The organism is Kitasatospora sp. NPDC001119 (assembly GCF_053598475.1).
Window position 1 is genome coordinate 137,670 of sequence record NZ_JBSFKI010000016.1, and the last position, 20,044, is coordinate 157,713.

Annotated in this window: 17 protein-coding genes; 7 read left to right on the plus strand and 10 right to left on the minus strand. The window is 74.2% G+C overall.

What is annotated here, in order from left to right:
* Positions 1-76 precede the first annotated feature (76 nt).
* From ligA to ACWDD9_RS21215, 3 genes are all read right to left on the minus strand, one after another.
* Positions 77-2,140, minus strand: a complete 2,064-nt coding sequence (gene ligA, locus ACWDD9_RS21205; protein ID WP_449812317.1) for an NAD-dependent DNA ligase LigA — start codon at positions 2,138-2,140, stop codon at positions 77-79.
* 66 nt (positions 2,141-2,206) lie between these two features.
* Positions 2,207-3,250, minus strand: a complete 1,044-nt coding sequence (locus tag ACWDD9_RS21210) for a hypothetical protein (RefSeq protein WP_449812318.1) — start codon at positions 3,248-3,250, stop codon at positions 2,207-2,209.
* On the minus strand, positions 3,251-4,753 hold the full coding sequence (locus ACWDD9_RS21215; protein WP_449812319.1) for a phenylacetate--CoA ligase family protein: 1,503 nt from the start codon (positions 4,751-4,753) through the stop codon (positions 3,251-3,253). It abuts the gene before it with no gap.
* Positions 4,754-5,148: 395 nt separating this feature from the next.
* Here ACWDD9_RS21215 and ACWDD9_RS21220 point away from each other — a divergent pair, with 395 nt between their 5' ends.
* Positions 5,149-5,799, plus strand: coding sequence for a hypothetical protein (locus tag ACWDD9_RS21220; protein WP_449812320.1), 651 nt, complete (start codon positions 5,149-5,151; stop codon positions 5,797-5,799).
* A 50-nt stretch (positions 5,800-5,849) separates the two neighbouring features.
* On the opposite strand, the gene ACWDD9_RS21225 is transcribed toward ACWDD9_RS21220, so the two are convergent.
* The 4 genes from ACWDD9_RS21225 to ACWDD9_RS21240 form a co-directional block, all read right to left on the minus strand.
* Complete coding sequence (locus ACWDD9_RS21225) at positions 5,850-6,620, minus strand: hypothetical protein (protein ID WP_449812321.1); 771 nt, start codon at positions 6,618-6,620, stop codon at positions 5,850-5,852.
* Positions 6,621-6,777: 157 nt separating this feature from the next.
* Entirely contained in the window at positions 6,778-7,197 is a 420-nt protein-coding gene (locus tag ACWDD9_RS21230) for an SRPBCC family protein (protein WP_449812322.1), read from the minus strand.
* Between the two features lie 39 nt (positions 7,198-7,236).
* Positions 7,237-8,247, minus strand: coding sequence for an aldo/keto reductase (locus tag ACWDD9_RS21235; protein ID WP_449812323.1), 1,011 nt, complete (start codon positions 8,245-8,247; stop codon positions 7,237-7,239).
* Between the two features lie 209 nt (positions 8,248-8,456).
* A complete protein-coding gene (locus tag ACWDD9_RS21240; protein ID WP_449812324.1) occupies positions 8,457-10,001 on the minus strand; it encodes an alkaline phosphatase family protein in 1,545 nt (514 codons plus the stop codon).
* A gap of 217 nt (positions 10,002-10,218) precedes the next feature.
* Between ACWDD9_RS21240 and ACWDD9_RS21245 the strand changes: the two genes are divergently transcribed.
* The 4 genes from ACWDD9_RS21245 to ACWDD9_RS21260 all read left to right on the plus strand — a co-directional run bounded on the left by ACWDD9_RS21245 (position 10,219) and on the right by ACWDD9_RS21260 (position 13,554).
* Positions 10,219-11,055 (plus strand): GntR family transcriptional regulator, encoded by an 837-nt coding sequence (locus tag ACWDD9_RS21245; RefSeq protein ID WP_449812325.1) that lies wholly within the window; start codon positions 10,219-10,221, stop codon positions 11,053-11,055.
* Between the two features lie 156 nt (positions 11,056-11,211).
* Positions 11,212-12,228, plus strand: coding sequence for a helix-turn-helix domain-containing protein (locus tag ACWDD9_RS21250; protein ID WP_234348383.1), 1,017 nt, complete (start codon positions 11,212-11,214; stop codon positions 12,226-12,228).
* Positions 12,229-12,347: 119 nt separating this feature from the next.
* Entirely contained in the window at positions 12,348-13,076 is a 729-nt protein-coding gene (locus ACWDD9_RS21255; RefSeq protein WP_449812326.1) for an alpha/beta fold hydrolase, read from the plus strand.
* A 19-nt stretch (positions 13,077-13,095) separates the two neighbouring features.
* A complete protein-coding gene (locus tag ACWDD9_RS21260; RefSeq protein WP_416875107.1) occupies positions 13,096-13,554 on the plus strand; it encodes a MarR family winged helix-turn-helix transcriptional regulator in 459 nt (152 codons plus the stop codon).
* A 259-nt stretch (positions 13,555-13,813) separates the two neighbouring features.
* Here ACWDD9_RS21260 and ACWDD9_RS21265 read toward each other — a convergent pair whose 3' ends face one another.
* A complete protein-coding gene (locus ACWDD9_RS21265; protein WP_449812327.1) occupies positions 13,814-14,845 on the minus strand; it encodes a DUF4232 domain-containing protein in 1,032 nt (343 codons plus the stop codon).
* Positions 14,846-15,140: 295 nt separating this feature from the next.
* Between ACWDD9_RS21265 and ACWDD9_RS21270 the strand changes: the two genes are divergently transcribed.
* Positions 15,141-15,347: a hypothetical protein gene (locus tag ACWDD9_RS21270; protein WP_449812328.1), complete on the plus strand. Its 207-nt coding sequence runs from the start codon at positions 15,141-15,143 to the stop codon at positions 15,345-15,347.
* A gap of 73 nt (positions 15,348-15,420) precedes the next feature.
* Here ACWDD9_RS21270 and ACWDD9_RS21275 read toward each other — a convergent pair whose 3' ends face one another.
* Both ACWDD9_RS21275 and ACWDD9_RS21280 read right to left on the minus strand, forming a co-directional pair.
* Positions 15,421-16,233: a hypothetical protein gene (locus ACWDD9_RS21275; protein ID WP_449812329.1), complete on the minus strand. Its 813-nt coding sequence runs from the start codon at positions 16,231-16,233 to the stop codon at positions 15,421-15,423.
* A 203-nt stretch (positions 16,234-16,436) separates the two neighbouring features.
* Complete coding sequence (locus ACWDD9_RS21280) at positions 16,437-16,778, minus strand: hypothetical protein (RefSeq protein WP_147408968.1); 342 nt, start codon at positions 16,776-16,778, stop codon at positions 16,437-16,439.
* A 718-nt stretch (positions 16,779-17,496) separates the two neighbouring features.
* Here ACWDD9_RS21280 and guaD point away from each other — a divergent pair.
* Positions 17,497-19,920, plus strand: coding sequence for a guanine deaminase (gene guaD / locus ACWDD9_RS21285; protein WP_449812330.1), 2,424 nt, complete (start codon positions 17,497-17,499; stop codon positions 19,918-19,920).
* The last annotated feature ends 124 nt before the right edge of the window (positions 19,921-20,044 follow it).

The following is a 20,044-nucleotide window of genomic DNA, read 5'->3' on the forward strand; positions in this document are numbered from 1 at the left end:
CGTCCGGAGGGGCCCGGGCGGACGCGTGAGCGCGAGAAGTCCGACCCCGGCCGGACCCCCGCGCGGGAGGGGCCCGTCAGGCCGGGAGGAGGTGGGCGGCCACCAGGGTGGCGAAGTCCTCGGGGGTGAGGATGCGGATGCCGAGCTCCTCGGCCTTGGCGCGCTTGGAGCCGGCCTTCTCGCCCGCGACCAGGAGGGTGGTGCGCTTGGAGACCGAGGAGGAGGCCTTGCCGCCGGCGCGTTCGACCAGTTCGTTCATCTGGTTGCGGGAGAGGTCGGCGAGGGCGCCGGTCATGCTGCCGGTGACGACGACGGCCTCGCCGGCGAGCGGGCCCCGGTCGTCGGCGGGTCCGTCGGCGGTGTCGCCTTCCCCCGCCGTCGGCGCGGCGGCGGGAGCGGTGGGGGCGGTGACGGCGGTGCCCACGCCGAGGGCGGCGAGGCGGTCCAGCAGCGGGGCGAGTTCGGCGAGTTCGGCGGCGACGACGCGGGCCTTCTCGGTGCCGATGCCGTCGACGCCGGCCAGGGTCTCGGCGTCGGCGGCCCGGATCGCCGTCATGGAGCCGAAGTGCGCGGCGATCCGGCGGGACATGGTCCGTCCGGTGCCGCGGATGCCGAGGGCGCAGAAGACCCGGTTGAGCGGCCGGGTGCGGGCGGTGGCGATCGCGGTGAGCAGGTTGTCGGCGCTGGTCTCCCCCATCCGGTCGAGGGTGAGCAACTGCTCGCGGGTGAGGGTGAACAGGTCGGCGAGGTCGGTGACCAGGCCGGTTTCGACGAGCTGGACGGCGCGGGTGCCGCCGAGGCCCTCGATGTCGAGCTGGTCGCGGCCGGCCGCGTAGAGGACGGAGGCGACGGCCTGGCAGTCGCGGCCGCGGACGCAGCGCCAGCGCTGCTCGGTGGTGTCGATGGCGTCGCCGCAGCGCGGGCAGGTCTCGGGGAAGGCGATCGGCTGCTCGGCGCCGGTGCGGGCGTCGAGCACCGGGGCCTCGACCCGGGGGATCACGTCGCCGGCGCGGTAGACGAAGACCTGGTCGCCGATCATCAGGCCGCGCCGTTCGATGTCGGCGGGGTTGTGGAGGGTGGCGAAGGTGACGGTGACGCCGTCGATGACGACGGGTTCGAGGACGGCGCGCGGGGCGATGACGCCGGTGCGGCCGACGTTCCACTCCACCGCGAGCAGCCGGGTGACCTGGTGCCGCGCGGCCAGTTTGCGGGCCACGGCCCAGCGCGGCGCGCGCGAGCCGGAGCCGGCCTCGGCGCGGTCGGCGGCCAGGTCGGCCTTGACGACCACGCCGTCGATCCCGAAGGGCAGTTCGGCGCGCAGTGCGGCGATCTCCTCGACGCGCCGCTGGACCTCGGCGGTGTCGGCGCAGCGCCGGGGGCGGGCGGCGGTGGTGGCGGCGGTGTGGGCGCCGAGGGCGGCGAGGTGGTCCAGCAGGGCGCTGTGGGCGAGGCCGTCGGGGCCGATGGCGTCGTAGGCGAAGAAGGTGAGTTCGATCCGGTAGGGGCGGTCCTTGGCCCGCAGGGTGCCGGCGGCGCCGTTGCGCGGATTGGCGAAGGGGGTGGCGCCGTGGTCGGCGCGTATCCGGTTGGCGTGGTCGAACTGGTCCCGGGTGAGGAGGACTTCGCCGCGCAGTTCGATGTCGGCGGGTTCGGTGAGTTCGGCGGGCAGGCCGAGGACGGCGTCGGCGGCGTGGGTGATGTCCTCGCCAGCGAGGCCGTCGCCGCGGGTGACGACCTGCTGGAGACGGCCGGCGCGGTAGCGGGCGGCGATGGCGAGGCCGTCGAGCTTGGGCTCCACGCACCAGGCGGTGACGGGGCGGCCCAGGCGCCGTTCGAGGCCGGCGGCCCAGGCGTCGAGTTCCTCGGCGGAGAACACGTTGTCCAGGGAGAGCATCGGGGCGCTGTGCGGGACGTCGCCGTTCGCGGCGCCGCCGGCCACCTTGCCGGTCGGCGAGTCGGGCAGCGTCTCGCCGGGGTGGGCGCTCTCGTAGGCGGCGATGGCCCGCAGCAGGGTGTCGTACTCGTCGTCGCCGAGCGGGGTGGAGCCGTCGGTGTAGTACGCGGCGGCGGCCCGGACGGCGGTGGCGACGGCGTCGGCGTACGCGGACGGGGAGGACAGCGGTGCTGCGGTGGCGGTCATGCGGGAATCATGGCGGCCGGCACTGACAGGGCCCCGGGACGCGCGCCGGCGGAACGCTGGGAGGTGTCAGACCAGCCGGGCGGTGGTGGGGGTGTCGGTGCCGTTGCGGCGGGCGTCGCGGCGGGCGTGGCCGGGGGTGGGGCCGGTGCCGAGGACGCGGCCGTCGGCGAGGGCGAGCCAGGTGCCCGGGGGCGTGCCGTCGGGGACGGGGGCGGCGAGGGCGGCGGCGGGTTCGTGGCCGACGGAGGACGGCAGCGGGAGCGGACGGTTCTCGCGCCACTGGGCGGTGGTGCGCTCGCCGCCGGTGCGGCGCCGCCAGTACAGGTGCTGGGCGACAATCAGCGGGCCCAGGGCGGTGAGCAGCGGGAATCCGCTGGTGAGCCAGCCGGCGGCGAAGCAGGCGCTGACCGCGCTGGTGGTGAGCAGGCCGACGAGGGCGGCGACGGCGGCGGCTGTGCGGCCGTGGGCCTTGGCGGCGACGAGCGGGTAGAGGACGAGCAGCAGGAGGTCGCCGAGGCCGACGGCGACGGGGGCCGGGCCGCCGGTGAGGGCGAGCAGGGGGGCGAAGGGGCGGTCCTGGACCTGTTCGAAGAAGCGGGTGGTGGTGTCGGTGAGGGTGGTGGCGGCCAGGTCGTAGCCGGTGAGGACGGCGGCCAGGGCGGCGGTGTGGCCGGAGCGCAGGCCGCTCTGGGTCCAGAGGTTGGCGACGCCGACGACGGCGGCGGCGATCATCAGGTCGCTGCCGGCGCGGGCGGCGGCTGGGTGGCCGGTGAGGGCGGCGAGCGCGGTGGCGGCGGTGGCGGTGAGGGCGGCGGCCCAGGACCAGGGGGTGGCGCGCAGCGGGGTGGCGGCGAGCAGCGGGGCGAGGGTGAACTGGACGGCGAGGCAGGCGACGAGGCCGAAGACGGCGGAGACGGCGGCCGCGGGCAGGGCGGTGTAGAGCAGCGGGGCGAGGACGACGCCGGCGCACAGGACGGCGATGTCGCCGCCGGTGTAGACGCCGACCGGGGGGCGGGGCATCCGGACGCGGGCGAGGTACCAGGCGGCCAGGGCGGTCTCGGCGGCGACGGCGGCGCTGAGGGCGGCCAGGGCGGCGGGGTCGACGGTCATTCAGCGCCTTCCGGGGACACGGTCGGGGGCGGCGGGGGTGCCGGGGGCGGCGGGGACGTCGAAGGTGTCGAAGGTGTGCTCGCGCAGGTCGGCGCGCAGGGGTGCGGTCGGCGGCATGGCGGCCCGGTCCTCGTACAGCAGGATGTCGGCCAGGCGCAGGCCGGCGGCGCGGGCGCGGTCCTCCAGGCGGCCGCGCAGGGCGGTGGCGGGCAGGCGGTCGACCAGCAGGTGCAGGCGGGCCGGTCCGTCGGGGCCGTCGGGGCCTTCGGTGAGGGCGTGGCGGGCGGGCAGCGGGACCTCGGGTTCGGCTTCGACCAGGTCGAGCACCTCGCGGGTGGTGACGGTGCGGCTGAGCGGGCCGTTCCAGCGGCCGAGGATCTCGGAGGTGGCGGGCAGGTGGGCGAGTTCGCAGTCGGGCGGCTCGGCGGGGAGGCGTACGAGGTCGCCGGTGGCGTAGCGCAGCAGCAGGGTGCACTCGCGGTAGGGCACGTAGGGGGTGTGCACGACGGTGCCGGTGCCGCCGGGGGCGGTGGGTTCCCAGGTGAGCGGGTCGAGGACTTCGAGATGTCCGAACTCGGTGGTGTGGTGGAGGTGGCCCCGGGTGCAGGGGGTGGCGCCGGAGGGCAGGATCTCGGTCATCAGGTAGGCGGAGGTGGCGGTGGCGCCGAACACGGCCTCGGCGCGCCGGCGCAGCGGTGCGGAGAGCACCTCGCCGCCGACGCTGATCGACTCCAGGCCGAAGTCGGCGTCGCGCCACTTGTGCTGTTCGGCCTCCTGGACGAGGGCGGCCAGGTAGGAGGCGGAGGTGGTGAGGTGGGTGACCTGGGGGTCCTTGCCGGGCAGGCCGAGCGGGGCGGCGAGGCGGTCGAGGGCCACGGCGGGGGCCACGGTGCCGAGTTGGACGAAGCCGGCGCCGGCGCGGGTGGCCGACTCCTCGGCGTTGACCAGGGACAGGGTGGCGCGGGAGCAGCCGGCGTAGGCGACGGTGTGGCGGGGGCGCAGGCCGAGGCCGAGCACGGCGGAGATGGTGCTGAAGGCGATGGCGCACTCGAGTTCGGCGCGGGAGAACCACACGGCGGTGGGGGTTCCGCTGGTGCCGGTGGTGAGCGCCTGCAGGGCGGGGCGGGCGGTGTCGGAGACGAAGGCGGCGGGCAGGGCGCGCAGCGCCTGTTTGGGGGTGACGGGGACGCGTGACCAGTCCTCGGGCTCCAACCGGTCGGGGTCGAGGCCGAGTTCGGCGAAGGTGCGGCGGTAGTAGGCGGTGTGCCGGGCCGCGGTGCGGGCGGTGGCGCGCAGGCTGCGGCGGGCCACTTCGCGCCGGACCTGCGGGTCGACGTGTCCGGCGCGGCCGGGCAGCAGGGCGGAGTCCTCGCCGGGCTCACCGAACTCGGCGATGGTGGCGACCAGGTCCCGGGCGAGGCGCTCCAGGTCGCGGGGTCGGATCCGACGGTTCGTCAGGATCGCTGCGCCGTAGCGCAGTTGGCTCAGCGCGGTCGCGAACAAGCGGACTCCCAGGCCAGGGTCGGACGGTGGGCCACCCGGCCCCGGCCGGGGTCGGTCGGATCAGACCATGTGCAGGAACATCGCGGCGGTGAGAGTACTGAAGGCGTACTTGAGGTAGTGCTTGACCATGATCGGTTCTCCCTCGTACGGGCGGCCGGCCGCCCTGGCCGGGCGCAGCGGCGGATGCCCGGGGCCGGGTTCCGGCCTGCGGGCAACGGCAGTATAGGGACGGTCCGGCGGTGCGCAACAGGCTATGTGCACGGCCAACCTTCCGTTTGTGCAGGGGAGTTCGGTGTTGTGGGTGTGCGGTGGGGGTGTTCTGGGCACGATCTGACGAATCCATGCCGGGTGCCGGCCGTGCGACGGTCCGACACCCCCTCCCCCGAGGAGTCCCCTTGACGAACACGTTCCTGCGGCGGCTGTCCTTACCCGCCGCGCTCGCCGTCCTGACCGTCGCGGCGTCGGCCTTCTCCACCGGTACGGCCCACGCGGCCGAGCCGGGCGGGCCGTGCGACCCCCGCGTCTCCCGGACCGGGCTGTACGAGGTCTCGACCGCCGTCGTCGAGCCGGTGCTCACCCACCGGAAGGGCATCACCATCGCGCCGGGCACCACCGGCTCCGTCGAGACCACCGTGACCGAGGTCGAGAACGTCAGCACGACCTTCAACGCCTCGACCGAGATCAACGCGGAGGCCGGCGCGTTCTTCGCGAAGGTCTCCATCAAGGTCGGCTTCTCCGTCCAGACCAGCAAGTCCACCACCAGCACCTGGTCCCAGAAGGTCACCTACAACGTCAACCGCCCCGGCGACTACATGGTGTTCAAGGGCACCCATCGCATCCAGGGCAAGGCCGACGAGTACGTCTGCCTCCCCCGCGGCGGCTGGGGCAACAACGACCCCGGTGACGGGTACTGGGCCTACGCCTTCGGCTCCCACCCCACCTACAGCACCTTCGACGCCGAGATGGAGGGAATCGTCTCCTGCGACACCCCGGTCAACCCCGGCACCGTCCAGGAGCTGGCCCGCAACCTTCTCGTCTGCCACTGAGCCCCGCCCCGCCCGGGGCCGGTCCGTGCCCAGGACCGGCCCCGGGCGGGTCAGCGCCGGGGTACGGCGGTGTGCGGGATGGCGCGGTCGGCCATGCGGTGCAGGACGGCGGCGGGGATCGCGGGGTTCCGGGCGGCGGTGTCGGCCCGGCACGGGTCGAGCAGCAGCGGCACCAGGTCCTCCGGGGGCAGGGCCGGGTTGACGCGGGCGAAGTGCCGCACGCCGCCGTCGGGGTCGGCCGCGAGCACGGCCGCGGTGGCGGGGGCGAGCCGGGGGTCCGCGGCGGCGGCCCGGCGGACGGCCGGGTCGGGGTCGGCGGCGGCCCGTTCGACGTGGGCGGGGGTGGCGGCGGGGTCGTCGAGGGCCAGGGCCCGCAGGCGCGGGTTCGGGTCGGCGGCCAGGCGCAGCAGGCCCTGGCGGGGGAAGTGGGGGTGGTTGCGCGGGCGGCCCGGCCCCTCGGCCAGTTCCGCGAACAGCTCGCGCAGCGCCGCCCCGGGCGTGGCGGCGATCAGCCGCTCCCACTGGGCCGGTGACAGCCGGCCGCTCTCCGCGGCGCCCATCCGCACGCGCCGGTCGGGGTGGGCGATCGCGGCGTCCAGGACTCCGTCGGGCAGGTCGTCGCGGTCCAGGAAGTGGTGCTCGCCGGCGTCCAGGAGGCGCAGGAGCAAGCCGCCGGGGGCCGCGCGGTTGTGGCCGAGCCCGGACAGCCAGGCGAGGCCGGTCGCGCGGTCGACGGCGGTGGCGCGGGTCAGCGGGGTCCAGACGGGGCCGGGCTCGACGGGCTGTCCGGCCTCGGCAGGGGGTGTCGGTGCTGGTGTCACCGGCGGGAGCCTACGCCCGCCGCCCGTACGGCCCGCGGGGCGGGGCCGGGCAGGTCGGAGCGGCGGGAACGGGCGGAAACGCCGGCGGCGCGGCGGCCCGGACACCCGATCCCCCAGGTGTCCGGACCGCCGCGCCGCCGGTGCGCGGTGCCCCGGGTCAGCCCGCGAGGGTGCGGGCCAGGGCGTCGAGGCCGTCGGCGTAGATGCCGGTGAACAGGTCGACGACCTCCTGCTCGGTGGCGCCGACCGGGCTGAAGCGGCCGGACCACTGGACCTCGGCGAGGTCGGCGCGGCCGGGGACAGCGTGGACGCGGAGGGTGGAGACGTAGCCGTCGACCGGGAACGGGGCCTGGAGGATGGCGTAGCTGTACTGCCACTCGGTCTCGTTGAAGTCGACGAGGCGCTCGACGATGACGTCGCCCTCGGGGTTCTTCAGGCTGCGCACGCGGCCGCCCTCGGAGGCGGTGCTCTCGGGGATGTAGGGCAGCCAGTCGGGCAGGGCGTCGAAGCCGCCGATGAGGCTCCAGACCTGCTCGGGGGTGGCGGGGACGGTACGGCTGACGGAGGTGGAGGCCATGGTCGTTTCTCCTGTCACTGCGGTGGGGTGTGCGGGTGGTCAGGCGTTGTTCGGCAGCGGGGCGGCCGGGCTGACCAGGCCGGCGGCGCGCAGCTCCTGCCAGAACGCGGCCGGGACGGTCTCGTTGAGGGCGGCGACGTCCTCGGCGATGCGGCCGGGCTTGGTGGCGCCGGGGACAGCGGCGGCGGTCACCGGGTGGGCGAGGGAGAACTGCAGGGCGGCGGCCTTGATGGAGACGCCGTGCTTGGCGGCCAGGGCCTTGAGCTCGGTGACGCGCTCGATGATGTGGGCGGGGGCCTGCTGGTACTCGAAGTGGGTGCCGCCGGCGAGGATCCCGGAGCTGTAGGGGCCGCCGACGACCATGTCGACGCCCTGCTCCTGCGCCATCGGCAGCAGGCGCTGGAGGGCGTGGTCGTGGTCGAGCAGGGTGTAGCGGCCGGCGAGGAGGAAGCCGTCGGGCTGCGGCTCGTCCAGGGCGAGGGTGAGCTCGATCGGCTCGGTCTTGTTGACGCCCAGGCCCCAGGCCTTGATGACGCCCTCGTCGCGCAGGCGGGACAGGACGCGGAAGGCGCCGGTGCGGGCCTCCTCGAACTTGGCGAGCCACTGGTCGCCGTGGAAGTCCTGGGCGATGTCGTGGACCCAGACGATGTCCAGGCGGTCGGTGCCCAGGCGCTTGAGGCTGTCCTCGACGGAGCGCTCGGCGGCCTCGGCGGTCCACACGTGGAGCATCTTGTTCGGGTTGCCGTGCTCGAAGAGGCCGCCCTTCTCGCCGAGGTCGCGGGCGCCCTCCTCCAGCTCGTCGAGGATGACGCGGCCGACCTTGGTGGACAGGACGTACTCGTCGCGCGGCTTGGTGGACAGCACCTCGCCCAGGCGCTCCTCGGAGAGGCCGGCGCCGTAGAAGGGGGCGGTGTCGAAGTAGCGGACGCCCTGGTCCCAGGCGGCTTCGACGGTGGCCAGGGCCTCGGCGTCGGGGATCGCGCGGAACATGTTGCCGAGCGGGGCGGTGCCGAAGCCGAGCTTGCCGGGGAGGATGTTCTTCAGGGACATGTCAGTGCCTTTGCGGAGCGGGCGGGCGTCGTGGGGTGGGGACCCGCCGGGGATTGCGTCCGCACCGAAGGATTAGTGCAAACGCGCCTTACATGCAGGAACAATAGTTGCATACGCGTGGCAATGCAAGGGGTGGGCCGATCCCGCCGTCTACGGCCGCGGGCGGGGGCGGGGCCCGGTGCCCCTCCCCCGCCCGCACGCCGCCCGGGTCAGGAGGCGGTGAAGGAGACCTGGTCGACGGTCCAGAAGGCGCTGTTGGTGCCGGTGTAGCGGAACTGGAAGCGGGCGGTGGTGGCGCCGGCGGGGACGGTGACGGGGAGGTTCTCGACGGTGTTGAGGTCGCTGCGGTAGGACTTCACCAGCTGCGGGGCGCCGTTGTCGAAGACCACGTAGACGTCGCCGGTCTGCGGCCCGTCGACCTTGTAGTTGGTCGCGAAGGACAGCACGCCGCGGCTCGCGCCGGAGACCGGGTAGGCGGGGCCGACCAGGGTGGAGTCGAACTGGCCGGCGCCGTGCGCCTTGTCGTCCCACTCGTCGGAGTCGGCGACGGCGAACACGTTGCGGGCGCGCACGTTGGTCTCGCGGGACTGGCCGAGCTGGGCGGCCGTCCAGAACTCGTCGGTGGCGAAGGTCCAGCCGCGCCACTCGGTGACGCCGCCGCTGGGCATGCGGGAGTTGTCGATGCTCCAGCCGGCCGGCGGGGTGTGGGTCCAGCCCTTCACCCCGGCCGGGATGCCGCTCTCGTCGGCGCGGGCCTGCAGGCTCGGGCGCAGCGCGTCGAAGGCGTCGGGGGCGATCTCGTCGATCGGGCGGCCGTCGAGCTTCCAGGCGGGGTCGAGGGCGACGCCCTCGTGCTTGAGGACGGTGGGGGCGATGTCGACGGGCTTGACGTCGTAGCGGCGGGAGCCGGGGGCGTAGCCGGTGCCGTTGGCGATCAGGAAGGTCTGGCGCTCGTTGGCGCTGTTGCCGCCGTGGCCGCCGGCGTCGGTGTGGCCGTGGTCGGTGGTGACGACGATCAGCCAGTCCTCCGAGGCGTACGTGGGGCGGGACTTGACGGCCTGGAGGACCTGGCCGACCAGGGCGTCGGCGGAGTGCAGGGCGGCCGCGTACTCGGGGCTGGTGCCGCCGTGGTTGTGGCCGGCCTCGTCGACCTGGTCGAAGTGCAGGAAGGTGGTGTCGGGGTTGCCGTGGGCGAGGTAGTCGACGGCGTCGGCGGCGGTCTTGGTGTCGTTCTCGCTCTCCTGGAGGCGCAGGTCGGCGCGGCCGTTGAAGACGTTGCCGGCGATGGGGTTCCAGGAGCCGATCACCAGGGTGGAGGTGGTGGGGTCGGCGTTCTCCAGGCGGGTGGCGAAGTCGGGGAACAGGTCGAAGCGGGAGCCGGTGAAGCTGTTGTCCTTCACCTGGTGCTTGTCGGGCCACGCGCCGGTGGCGATGGTCGACCAGCCGGGGCCGGAGAGGGTGGGGGCCAGCGGGTTGGCGTAGAGGTTGCTGGTGGCGGTCATGCCGCCGGCCATCAGGGCCTTGAGGGCGGGGGCGTCGGCGGTGAGCAGCTTGTCGTAGCGGGTGCCGTCGACGCCGATGACCAGGGTCTTGGCCTGCTTGGTGCCGTTCGGCAGGCCCTGGTAGGGGCCGGCGGCGGCCCCGGTCGCGGCGGGGGCGGCGGCCGTGGCGGCGGTGGTCGGTGCGATCAGCGCGGCGGCGGTGGCGGCGAGGGCCGTGGCGGCGGCGAGGGCGGCGGTGCGGGAGGTGCGCATCGAGGGCTCCCAACTGGTCGTCAGTGCGGTGCAGTTGCACCGGGAGTGAGGATGCGCCGGGCGGGCGAGGACGGGCCCTCGCCGGATCCACGGTTGTATGAACAACCGCCGAAATTCAGACCAGACCCGTTACGCTTCCGTGATCGACGGCCCCGGGGCGCCGGGCTCGGCCCGTACGGCCCGGTGCGGCCCGGGCGGCGCTCGGTAGGCTTGCGCGGTGAACCACCCCATCTCCCGGGCCGGCCCCGAAGCGGCCCGCGCCGGCGTCCCCGAGCACGGCCGGGTGCCCAAGTACTACCTGGTCAAGGCGCGGCTGGAGGAGCTGGTCGCCGAGCTGGGCCCGGGCGGGCGGCTGCCCACCGAGGCCGATCTGGCGCAGCGTCACGGCGTCGCCCGGGCCACCGTGCGCCAGGCGCTGCGCGAGCTGCTGCTGGAGGGCCGGCTGCGCCGGCAGGGCCGGGGCACGGTCGTGGCCGGGCCGAAGATCGAGCAGCCGCTGTCCCTGAGCAGCTACACCGAGGGCGTCTCGCGCCAGGGCCTGCGCCCCGGGCGCACCCTGATCGGCCTGGACCGGCTGCCCGCCGACGCGGCGGTGGCCCGGCTGCTGGAGGTCCCCGAGGGCGAGCCGCTGTGGCACCTGGAGCGGGTGCTGCGCGCGGACGAGGAGCGCGTCGGGCTGGAGTCCACGTACGTGCCGGTGGCCCGGGTGCCCGCGCTGGACCGGGACTTCGACCCCGAGGGGTCCTTCTACGGCTACCTGCGCGGGCACGGGGTGCGCCTGGGCGCCGCCGAGGAGCGGATCGAGACGGTGCTGGCCACCCCGCGCGAGGCGCTGCTGATCGGCACCCCGCCGGCACTGCCGATGCTGCTGCTGCACCGCCGCAGCCTGGACGCCGCCGGGCGCCCGCTGGAGCAGGTGCGCTCCCTGTACCGCGGCGACCGGTTCAGCTTCACCCTCGCCCTCGGCGCCCCGGGCGGTGCGGACGGCCCCCTCGGCGCCCCGGACGGCGCGGGCACCCCGGACGCCCCGGACTGCGCCCCGCAGGAGCACTGACCGTCCCGCGATCACACCCGTACCCGGGCACGGCGCACCCGGCCCCACCTTGTAGGTTTCGGTGTCACCGGCTGCGAGGGGCCGGTGACACCTGGTGGGGAAGGGGAGCCCGACCGGGCAGGGAAGGGGACGGACCCCGGACGGGAAGGGCGGACAGTGGCGACGAGCACGGCGAGCGTGTTCCGCGGTGAGGGCGTACCCGAGAGGGAACGGTTCGAGTGCTGGCGGGAGTTGGTCGGCCGCACCCGGGACAGCGAGGTGACCAGCGACCACTGCGACGACTTCCGGGCGGAGATGCGGCGCCTGGAGCTCGGGCCGGTGACCCTCCTGCGGACCTCCTTCCCGCCGACCCGCTTCCAGCGCACCGAGCGCCGGGTGCGCCGCTCGGACCTCGGGGTGTTCCACCTGACCCTGCTGCTCGACGGCGGCTTCGCCCTGACCCGCGACACCGAGCCCACCGAGACCTTCGGGCCCGGCAACCTCCACATGCTCGACAGCTCCCACCCCTTCGACCTGCGGGCCTTCGGCTCCCGCGCCCAGGCGCCCGCGGAGCGCCGGATCGAGGCCGTCGGCGTCGACTTCCCCACCGCCCTGCTGCCGCTGCCGCCGCACCGGGTGCACGAGCTGCTGGGCCGCGGCTTCTCCTCCCGGGAGGGCGCCTGCGCGCTGCTCTCGGAGTTCCTCGTCGGCCTCGACCGGCAGGCCGCCGCCCTGGGCCCGGTCGAGACCCCCCGGCTGGGCGGCATCGTGGTCGACCTGGTGGCCGCCTGGCTCGCCCGGGAACTGGACGCCGAGGCCGCCGTACCCGACGACACCCGGCAGCGGGCCCTGGTCGAGAACGTCCGGGCCTTCGTCGGACGCAACCTGCACGACCCGGAGCTGACCCCCGCCGTGATCGCGGCCGCCCACCACATCTCGGTCAGCTACCTGCACCGCCTGTTCACCCGGCAGTCCGGCGGCGAGACCGTCGCCGCGTTCGTCCGCCGCCGCCGGCTGGAGCGGGCCCGCCGCGACCTGGCCGACCCCGCGCTGCGCGACCTGCCCGTCCACGCCGTCGCGACCCGCTGCGGCCTGCCCCGCGCCGCCGAGTTCAGCCGCGCCTTCAAGACCGCGTACGGCCTCTCCCCCAGCGAGCACCGCCGGCAGGCCCTGGCCGGGGGCGCCGGCGGTTAGCCGCACGGGCGGCACGGGCTCGCCGACGGGGCGGGCTGTCGGGGCATCCGGGACCACCACGGCGGGATGCACCGTGACCAACATGTGTCACGACACATATGTCGTGTAACCTATCTGGTATGAGCACTGCACGGAGAACCCCGACCCTCGTCTTCATCCCCTGCTTCTCCGGCGCCCCGTGGAGCGCCGAGCAGCTCGCCCCCTACGGCGAGGCGCCCACGCGCACGCTGCGCCTGCCCGAGGGCGTCGACGACATGGAGCGCTACGCCGACCACGTCGAGAACGCGGTCGCGGACCTCGACGACTACGTGCTGGTCGGCGACTCGTTCGGCGCGGTCATCGCGCTCGCACTCGCCACCCGCCGTCCGCGGGGCCTGCGCGCCCTGGTCCTGTCCGGCGGGTTCGCGGCCGACCCGGTCGACTCCAAGCCGTGGAAGGCCCTGATGCGGGCGATCGGCAGGGCCCGCGGCCCGCTCTACCGGCAGCTGACGCTGCGGGCCCACGCCCACCGCCTCGCCTCCCCGTTCGACGGCGAGGGCCAGGTGCCCTGGAACGAGGCGTGCAGCCGCGAACTGTTCCTCGCCAACACCCCGGCCGCGTCCTTCGGCGCGCGGGTGCGGGCCGCCATGACCGCCGACTACGTCGACGCGCTCGGCCGGGTCGAGGTCCCGACCCTGCTGCTGACCCCCTCGCACGACGTGCTGATCGGCGAGAACGCCTCGAAGGTCATGCTCGCGGGCATCCCCGACGCCCGGGAGGTCGTGCTGCCGCGCACCGGCCACATGTTCCGCTTCTCCCACCCGGTAACCTACGCCGCCGCGGTCGAGGACTTCCTGGCCGCCCCGTAGACCACCCGAGAGGACATCGATGCGCAAGGCCGAGCACCTGCGGTTCGCGATCCTGGCAGCCCAGCGCGAAGGCAACCGGCTGCTGATCCAGGCCCTCAAACCCCACGGCATCACCCCCTCGCAGGCCGAGGTGCTGCGCCTGCTCCAGCAGCACGGCACCCTGAGCCTCAACGGGCTCGGGCAGCTCCTGGTGTGCGAGAGCGGCACCAACCCCAGCCGGCTGGTCGAGCGCGTGGTCGCGGCCGGGCTGGTCGAGCGCCGCGCCGACGCCGAGGACCGCCGCTACGTCCAGCTCAGCCTCACCCCCGAGGGCGCACGCCTGGCCACCGAGGTCGCCGGGATCGAGGAGTCCCTCTACGCCGCGACGGACGCCGCCTGCGAGGGCCTGGACACCGACGCGATGCTCCGGTTCCTGCACAACTTCATCGACCCCCTCCCCTCGGGCGAGGCCCTCAACAAGCGCCTCGCCCTCGACTGATCCCCGTCCTCGGAGCGTACGGGCGCGAGAACCCCGCACCGCGAGCACCCGGCGCGCACGGACGGGCCGGAAGGCCGCACCTGTCCACCCAGTGCCAAGGACTGTCGACTCGGTGCCAACACCGCGGGGGTGTCCCCCTGGCATCCTCCACGAGTGAACACCGCGCGCCGGAACATCATGTTCCGTTTCCGCGCCGACGGCCCGGCACGCCACGGGGGAGCGTGCCGGGCCGTCCTTCCCTCTCCAGGACCTCAGGGCCTCAGGGCCTCGGATCCGGCGACGGCTTGTCGTTCGCGTCCTCCCGGGCCCAGGCGCCGGCGCCGAGGCGACCGGTGGTGCCGAGGTCGAGCTCCGGGACGACCATCACGGGGGCCGCGTCGGCGGTGGCGCGCACCCGGACGTACGGGGCGTTCTGCGGGTCCCCGGCCCCGGCCTCGGTGGTGTTGCGCCACACCAGGGTGGCGCGGGCGCCCTCCCCCGGCCCCAGGGCGATCTTCTGCGGCGGGTTGTCGGCGCCGGTTCCGGAGGCGATCTCGGCGCCGCCGCGCAGGATCCGCACGCCGTCGAGGGGCTTGTGGTCGGGGTCGAGCGGCTGCACCTGCGGGTAGCCGTCGAGGGTGACGGTGGCCGTCCCGCAGTTGCGCAGGTGCAGGCCGACCGCGCGCAGGCCCATCGCGGCGCTGCCCTCGTCGGCGTACAGCCGCAGGCCGGAGGGCGGGCAGGGGCCGCCGGCACTGGGCGCCTCGGCGGTGGGCACGCTGCGGACCTGGAGCAGCTCCGGCTTCGGCGGGCGGGGGTTGTCGGACCGCCCCAGGGTGGGCGCGCCCGGGCGGGAGCCCGGCCCGGTCGCGCCGGGCACGGCCAGGTCGATCCGCCCCTTCTCGGTGGCGCCGGGGGCGAGCCCGGTGACGGTCCGGGTGAGGTTCCCTCCCCCGCCCGGGCCGCCGAACACCGCCGCGCCCCGGTCCGGATCGGGACCGTTGAACACCACGGTGTAGTCGTACGGTTCGGCGTTCGGGTTGGTCACCTCGTACTCGAAGCAGGTGCGGCCGACGGCGGTGATCCGCGCCCCGCCCTGGGCGAGCGCGGTCGGCTGCGGCACACCGGGCGCGCTCGGCGGCGCGCTGCCGCACGGCCGGGGCTCGCCGGAGCCCTCCGGGCCACCGCCGGAGGCCACGGTCGTCGCGGTGCCGCAGCCCGCGAGCAGGAGCGCGGCGGTGGCGGCGGCCAGGGCGGACGCGGCGGGATGCCGGGCCGTCAACGGGCGGCGGGGCGGGGAGGGCTGGCGCATCGGTCGAGTCGATCACGCCCCGCACCGGACGGCAGTGAGCTGCGCCACTTCACGGGCAACAGTCCTGCCACGGTCCGCCCCTCCCGGCGGACGGCACCGGGCCCCGGCCGCACCTCCGGCCGTGTCTCCGGCAGGACCGCTCCTGCTTCCCCCGGGATTTCTCCGTCCCCCGGCTCCCGGCGCAATCCCCATGACAAGATCAGGAAGCCTGACACCCTTCACACGCCACCCCGCTCACTGGCCTCGCCCCCTGTGGCCCGGGCGAGCGGTCGTCAGAGATCGGAGGACCCACGAGGTGTCCGCAGCACCGGAGTTCCGCGGCTTCGACCTGGTCCGGCGCGGCTACGACCGCGAGCAGGTCGACCACTACCTCAGGGCCCTGTCCGGGACCGTCTCACTGCCGCCCGTGCCGGCGTTCCAGATCAGGTGGCGGGGCTACGACCGCGACCAGGTCGACGCGCGCATCGCGGACCTCCTGCGCGGCCGGGGCGGCAGGGCGTGACCCACGTGGGCCCTTGCACAGGAAGTCGGACCGGCCGACTTCCCGTACCGGCTCCGGTCTTCGAGGCCCGCCCCTAACCGGCGGCGCCGTCCTGCGCGATGACGGCCTGGGCCCGCTGCGTCCGCGCGCTCAGCTGCTGGGCGAAGCTCCGCAGGGAGTCGGCGTTCCTCGCGATGTACTGGTTGTCGTAGGCGGTCTCCACCGCGACGAGCCGGCCGACCGTGTTCAGGGAGAGCTTGCAGGCCATGTCGGCCTCGGCCGTCGCCACCTCGTCGGGGCTGCGCGGAGGCGGCGTCCCGGCGGCGGCGGTGCCCGCCGCGCCCCACCTGCGGTCGCTGTAGGCGTCCGCCGGGTTGGCGTAGCTGTAGCCCTTCCCCTTCATGCACGCGCTCCACTGCGCGTACGCGGCGGTCAGGCGCGGGTCGGTGAGGGGGATCCGGGGGCCCTTGTCGGGCAGGCCCTGCGCGGTGCCCGGCACCGGCGGCGGCCCGCCGAGCGCGTCCGCGCCGGCCTGCCAGCAGCCGCCCTTGGGCACCGGCCTGCCGTTGAAGCTCGTGACCGGCTTCCCCGAGGGGTCCGCTCCGTAGAGCACCGAGGTGACGTCCGGGGAGAGGGTGGAGTCGGGGATGACCTGGTTGCGGTCGTACCCCTTCTCGGCCGCTTTCGCCGGGGCGAAGTACCCGTAGAGCTGGGTCCGTTCCCGGGCCGCCGTCGCCGCCTGGGTGAAGGCGTCGTAGGTCTGCTCCGGGGCCTGGAGGCCGAAGTCCTTCATGCAGCGGGCCGTGACGAGGTGCGAGGCCCGACTGATCGTCACGGCCTGTTCGGCGGTCGGCTTGTAGCCGTCGAGGGGCAGGGTGATCTGCTCCGGCCGGTCGATGACCGGCACCTGCCCTGTCGGCGGCGGGCCGGAATTCGCCTGGCCTCCACCGGAACAGGCGGAAAGGGAACTCACGGCCACGGCCAGAACGGTGAGCGCGAGCGGGGCGCGTCCCCGCGGTGGCATCGGCATCGGAATTCTTCTCCTCCCTGGAGAAACGCGGAGAAAAGCGGGCGGCGGGCATCCGAGGACGCCCGCCGCCGCCGGCGGAATCACACGATCTGCACTTCGGAAACGTGCGCGCTGGTGAAGCTGAGGCTTCCGCCGGCGTAGAGGTTGTAGTTCGAGCCGTTCGCCGTGATGATGCCGTTGTTCCACTGCGAGGTCACCAGGTTCACGCCGTCGACGTTGGGGTAGATGGCCCCCACGCTGCCCGCGTAGCAGAGCTGCCAGCCCGACATCCACAGCTCGATGCCGTAGGCCTTCGCCCCGCCGCCGGGGCACTGCACGGGGCCGATGGCGCTGGCGGGCGAGGCGGCGACGACGCCTCCGCCGACCACGGTGGCGGCGGCGAGTGTCACCGCGGCGATTCGCTTGCTGATGCGAAGATTCATGGAAGTACCGCTCTCCCTGTCCCATTCGACTGACGGATCGTTGCGACCTGGCGATGCGAAATGACCGGCCCGCGCCGGGCCGATTCCCCGGCCCTCGCGGCCCCGTATCGCCGACAACGGAAGAGAGTGTCACTCGCCGCCGGGATCGACCAGCCCTTGCCGATGGCCGACGGAATAAAGCGGACAAAGGTGCCCTCGGGGGCGGCGTGAAGGAATCCCGAAGACGATCGTCCGATTCGCTTCTGCCTGCGGATATGCCGGGAATTCACGGCCGCCGGAAACAGGTTGATGTACGTACATCGTCAAGCGGCCTTCGGGCCGCCCTCCGGCCGCTGTCTAGCGCAGGAGCCGCAGGGCGAGGACGTCGCAGCGGACCGGGCTCACCCGGGGCCCTTCTCCTCCACGTCCCGGTGCCGGGTGTCGAGCTCGCACTCCTTCTGTCCGACGACCCTGTCGCCCCGGGAAGGTGCTCCCCCGCACCGGCGGGGCCGGGCGCGTCGGCCGCCCAGCGCCCACCTATGCCAGTCCCGCCGAAGACCACTCGACCGGCGGAATCCGGCGCGCAGCGCCGGTCGGCCCCTCGTGAGACTGGGAGCGCAGTCGCCTCGCGGCCGATCGGTCCGCACACGTCCGGCCTGCTGTCCGATGGGGAGCACAGGGAGTCCGGAGCCTCGGACGGGCCTCGCGGCCGCCTCAACCCCCCTTGGGAGTGAGCCCCATGCGAACCTCTGCGTTCTCCGACGACGGACCCGGCGGAGCCGACCGCCTCGGCGACACCCGCGACACCCGAGCGGCCGGCCGGTGCCGGCCGGCACCGACGGCCGTCCGGGGCGGCCTGGTGTGGTTCCGCGACGACCCGTTCCTGACGCCCGAGGGCGAGGACGACGAGGACGCGCTCGTCTACGTGGAGGACGGGCTGCTGGTCTGCGAGGACGGGAAGATCGTCGCGGCCGGGGACTACGGCGACCTCGTGCGCGGCCTCCCACCCGACACGAAGATCGTCCACTACCGCGACAAGCTGATCCTCCCGGGCCTCGTCAGCACCCACGTCCACTACGTGCAGACCCGGATCATCGCCGCCTACGGCAACCAACTGCTGGACTGGCTCAGAGCGGACGTCTTCCCGGAGGAGGCCCGGTTCTCCGACCCGGACTACGCCCGCGACGTCGCGGCCCTGTTCTGCGACGAGCTGCTGCGCAACGGCACGACCACGGCCCTGGTCAACTGCGCCACCTACCCGGAGTCGGTCGACGCGCTGTTCGCGGAGAGCGTCGGTCGCGGGATGCGGCTCGCGGCCGGCAAGGTGCTGATGGACAGCGAGGAGTGCGCGGCCCCGCCCGAACTGCTCGACGCCTCCCCCGAGGTGGGCTACGAGCAGTCCAGGGAGCTGATCGAACGGTGGCACGGGGTCGGCCGCAGCATCTACGCCGTCACCCCGCGGTTCGCCGTCGCCTGCACCCCCGGGATGCTGCGCGCGGCCGGGGAGCTCTGGCGGGAGTACCCCGGCACGCTCCTGCAGACCCACCTGGCGGAGAACCAGGTCGAGGTGGCGAAGGTCCACCAGCTGTTCCCGGAGTGCGAGGACTACGTCGACGTCTACGAGACGTACGGCCTGCTCGGCCCCGGCGCGGTCTTCGCCCACGCCGTGCACCTGTCCGAGCGCGAGTGGAAGCGCCTGTACGAGACCGGCAGCGGCGTCGCGCACTGCCCGACGTCCAACCTCTTCCTGGGCTCCGGCCTGTTCGACATGCCCCGCGCCACCGACCCCCTCCGGCGGGTACTGGTCGGACTCGGCTCCGACGTCGGCGGCGGCACCAGCCTCTCCCTGCTCCAGACCGCGGGCGAGGCCTACAAGGTCGGCGCCCTGCGGGACTTCCCGATGACCGGGGTCAAGCTGTTCTACCTGGCGACCGTCGGCTCGGCCTCGGCGATGCGCCTCGACCACCTCGTCGGCTCGCTGGAACCGGGGCACGAGGCCGACTTCATCGTCCTCGACCCGGACGCCACCCCGCTGCTCTCCGCCCGCACCTCCAACGCCGGCTCCCTCGGCGAACTCCTGTTCACCTTCGCGCTGATGGGGGACGACCGCGCCGTCCTGGCCACCTACCTCAACGGCCGGCTCGCCCACGAGCGGGACGCCGACGACGCGCCCACCGGGTCCGGGCGCGAGCCCGTCCGCCGGTTCGACGCCGGCGGGGGGAAGCGGTGGCAACGGACCTCTGAGCGCAACTACATGCGGTGGACGGTCTACGACCCCGAGACCGGCTGGTCGAAGGAGCGGGGCACCACCATCAGCGTCCCCTTCGGTCCCGGCATCGACGTGTACAAGGACTCGCTCTGGTCCCTCGGCACGGGCGGCTGGAAACCCTTCCAGATGATGTGCAACCGCTACCAGAAGGAGGACGACACCTGGTACACCAGGCTCTTCGTCAACGACGTCGAGGGCGACTACGTGCTCGCGTCCGACCAGGTCGCGGTGCAGCACGCCAACGACTTCCTGTACTGCGTGAACCACCGCACCGAGGACGACGCCCGCCTGTGGTGGACGCGCTACAACTCGGAGGGCCCCGAGCATGGTTGGTCCCCGCACCGGCCGGTGGAGGACGACCGGGACGTCGCGGTCCGGTCGACCAACCCGGCCGCGACCACCGTCTACGACGGCCTCCTGTACTGCGTGCACGACGACGAGGACGGCTTCCTGCGGTGGATCACCCACGACACCGCCACCGCGACCTGGGGCACCGACCGGCTGGTCCCCGGCGACATCGAGGTCGCCCGGGCACCGGTCGTCGAACGCTTCAAGAACGACCTGTACTGCGTGCACGACCGCGGCGGGGACGAGCTGTACCTCGTCACCTACAACAGCGCGACGGACGAGTGGAGTTCCGACGAGCCCATGGTGGACACCGACGGGAACCCGATCCGCACCGGCTACCGGCCCGCCATCGCCCGGTTCAACGACTACCTGTACTGCGTCTACTTCGTCTACGAGAACGCCTACTACGGGTCGCTCTGGTGGACCCGGCTCCACGAACTCGGCGACGAGTGGAGCGTCCCGGAACACATCCCCGACGTCTACTCGAGCTCCGGGCTCGACCTCACGCCCTACTACGGCGGCCTGTACTGCATGCACCGGTTCTGAGCCGGCCCGCGCGGCCCGTCCCCGACGATCAGCCGAGGGAGAATCCCGCGGCCTTGACCGCTGCCGCGGCCGGCCCGCCCGCGCGGGACGCGGGCGGGCCGGATCGAGGACGCGGACGGTGTCG

Bases quoted from the DNA above. Each gene is read 5' to 3' on its own strand.
- ligA (WP_449812317.1), bottom strand. From the start codon at position 2,140: ATGACCGCCACCGCAGCACCGCTGTCCTCCCCGTCCGCGTACGCCGAC.
- ACWDD9_RS21210 (WP_449812318.1), bottom strand. From the start codon at position 3,250: ATGACCGTCGACCCCGCCGCCCTGGCCGCCCTCAGCGCCGCCGTCGCC.
- ACWDD9_RS21230 (WP_449812322.1), bottom strand. From the start codon at position 7,197: ATGGCCTCCACCTCCGTCAGCCGTACCGTCCCCGCCACCCCCGAGCAG.
- ACWDD9_RS21235 (WP_449812323.1), bottom strand. From the start codon at position 8,247: ATGTCCCTGAAGAACATCCTCCCCGGCAAGCTCGGCTTCGGCACCGCC.
- ACWDD9_RS21240 (WP_449812324.1), bottom strand. From the start codon at position 10,001: ATGCGCACCTCCCGCACCGCCGCCCTCGCCGCCGCCACGGCCCTCGCC.
- ACWDD9_RS21255 (WP_449812326.1), top strand. From the start codon at position 12,348: ATGAGCACTGCACGGAGAACCCCGACCCTCGTCTTCATCCCCTGCTTC.
- ACWDD9_RS21260 (WP_416875107.1), top strand. From the start codon at position 13,096: ATGCGCAAGGCCGAGCACCTGCGGTTCGCGATCCTGGCAGCCCAGCGC.
- ACWDD9_RS21265 (WP_449812327.1), bottom strand. From the start codon at position 14,845: ATGCGCCAGCCCTCCCCGCCCCGCCGCCCGTTGACGGCCCGGCATCCC.
- ACWDD9_RS21280 (WP_147408968.1), bottom strand. From the start codon at position 16,778: ATGAATCTTCGCATCAGCAAGCGAATCGCCGCGGTGACACTCGCCGCC.
- guaD (WP_449812330.1), top strand. From the start codon at position 17,497: ATGCGAACCTCTGCGTTCTCCGACGACGGACCCGGCGGAGCCGACCGC.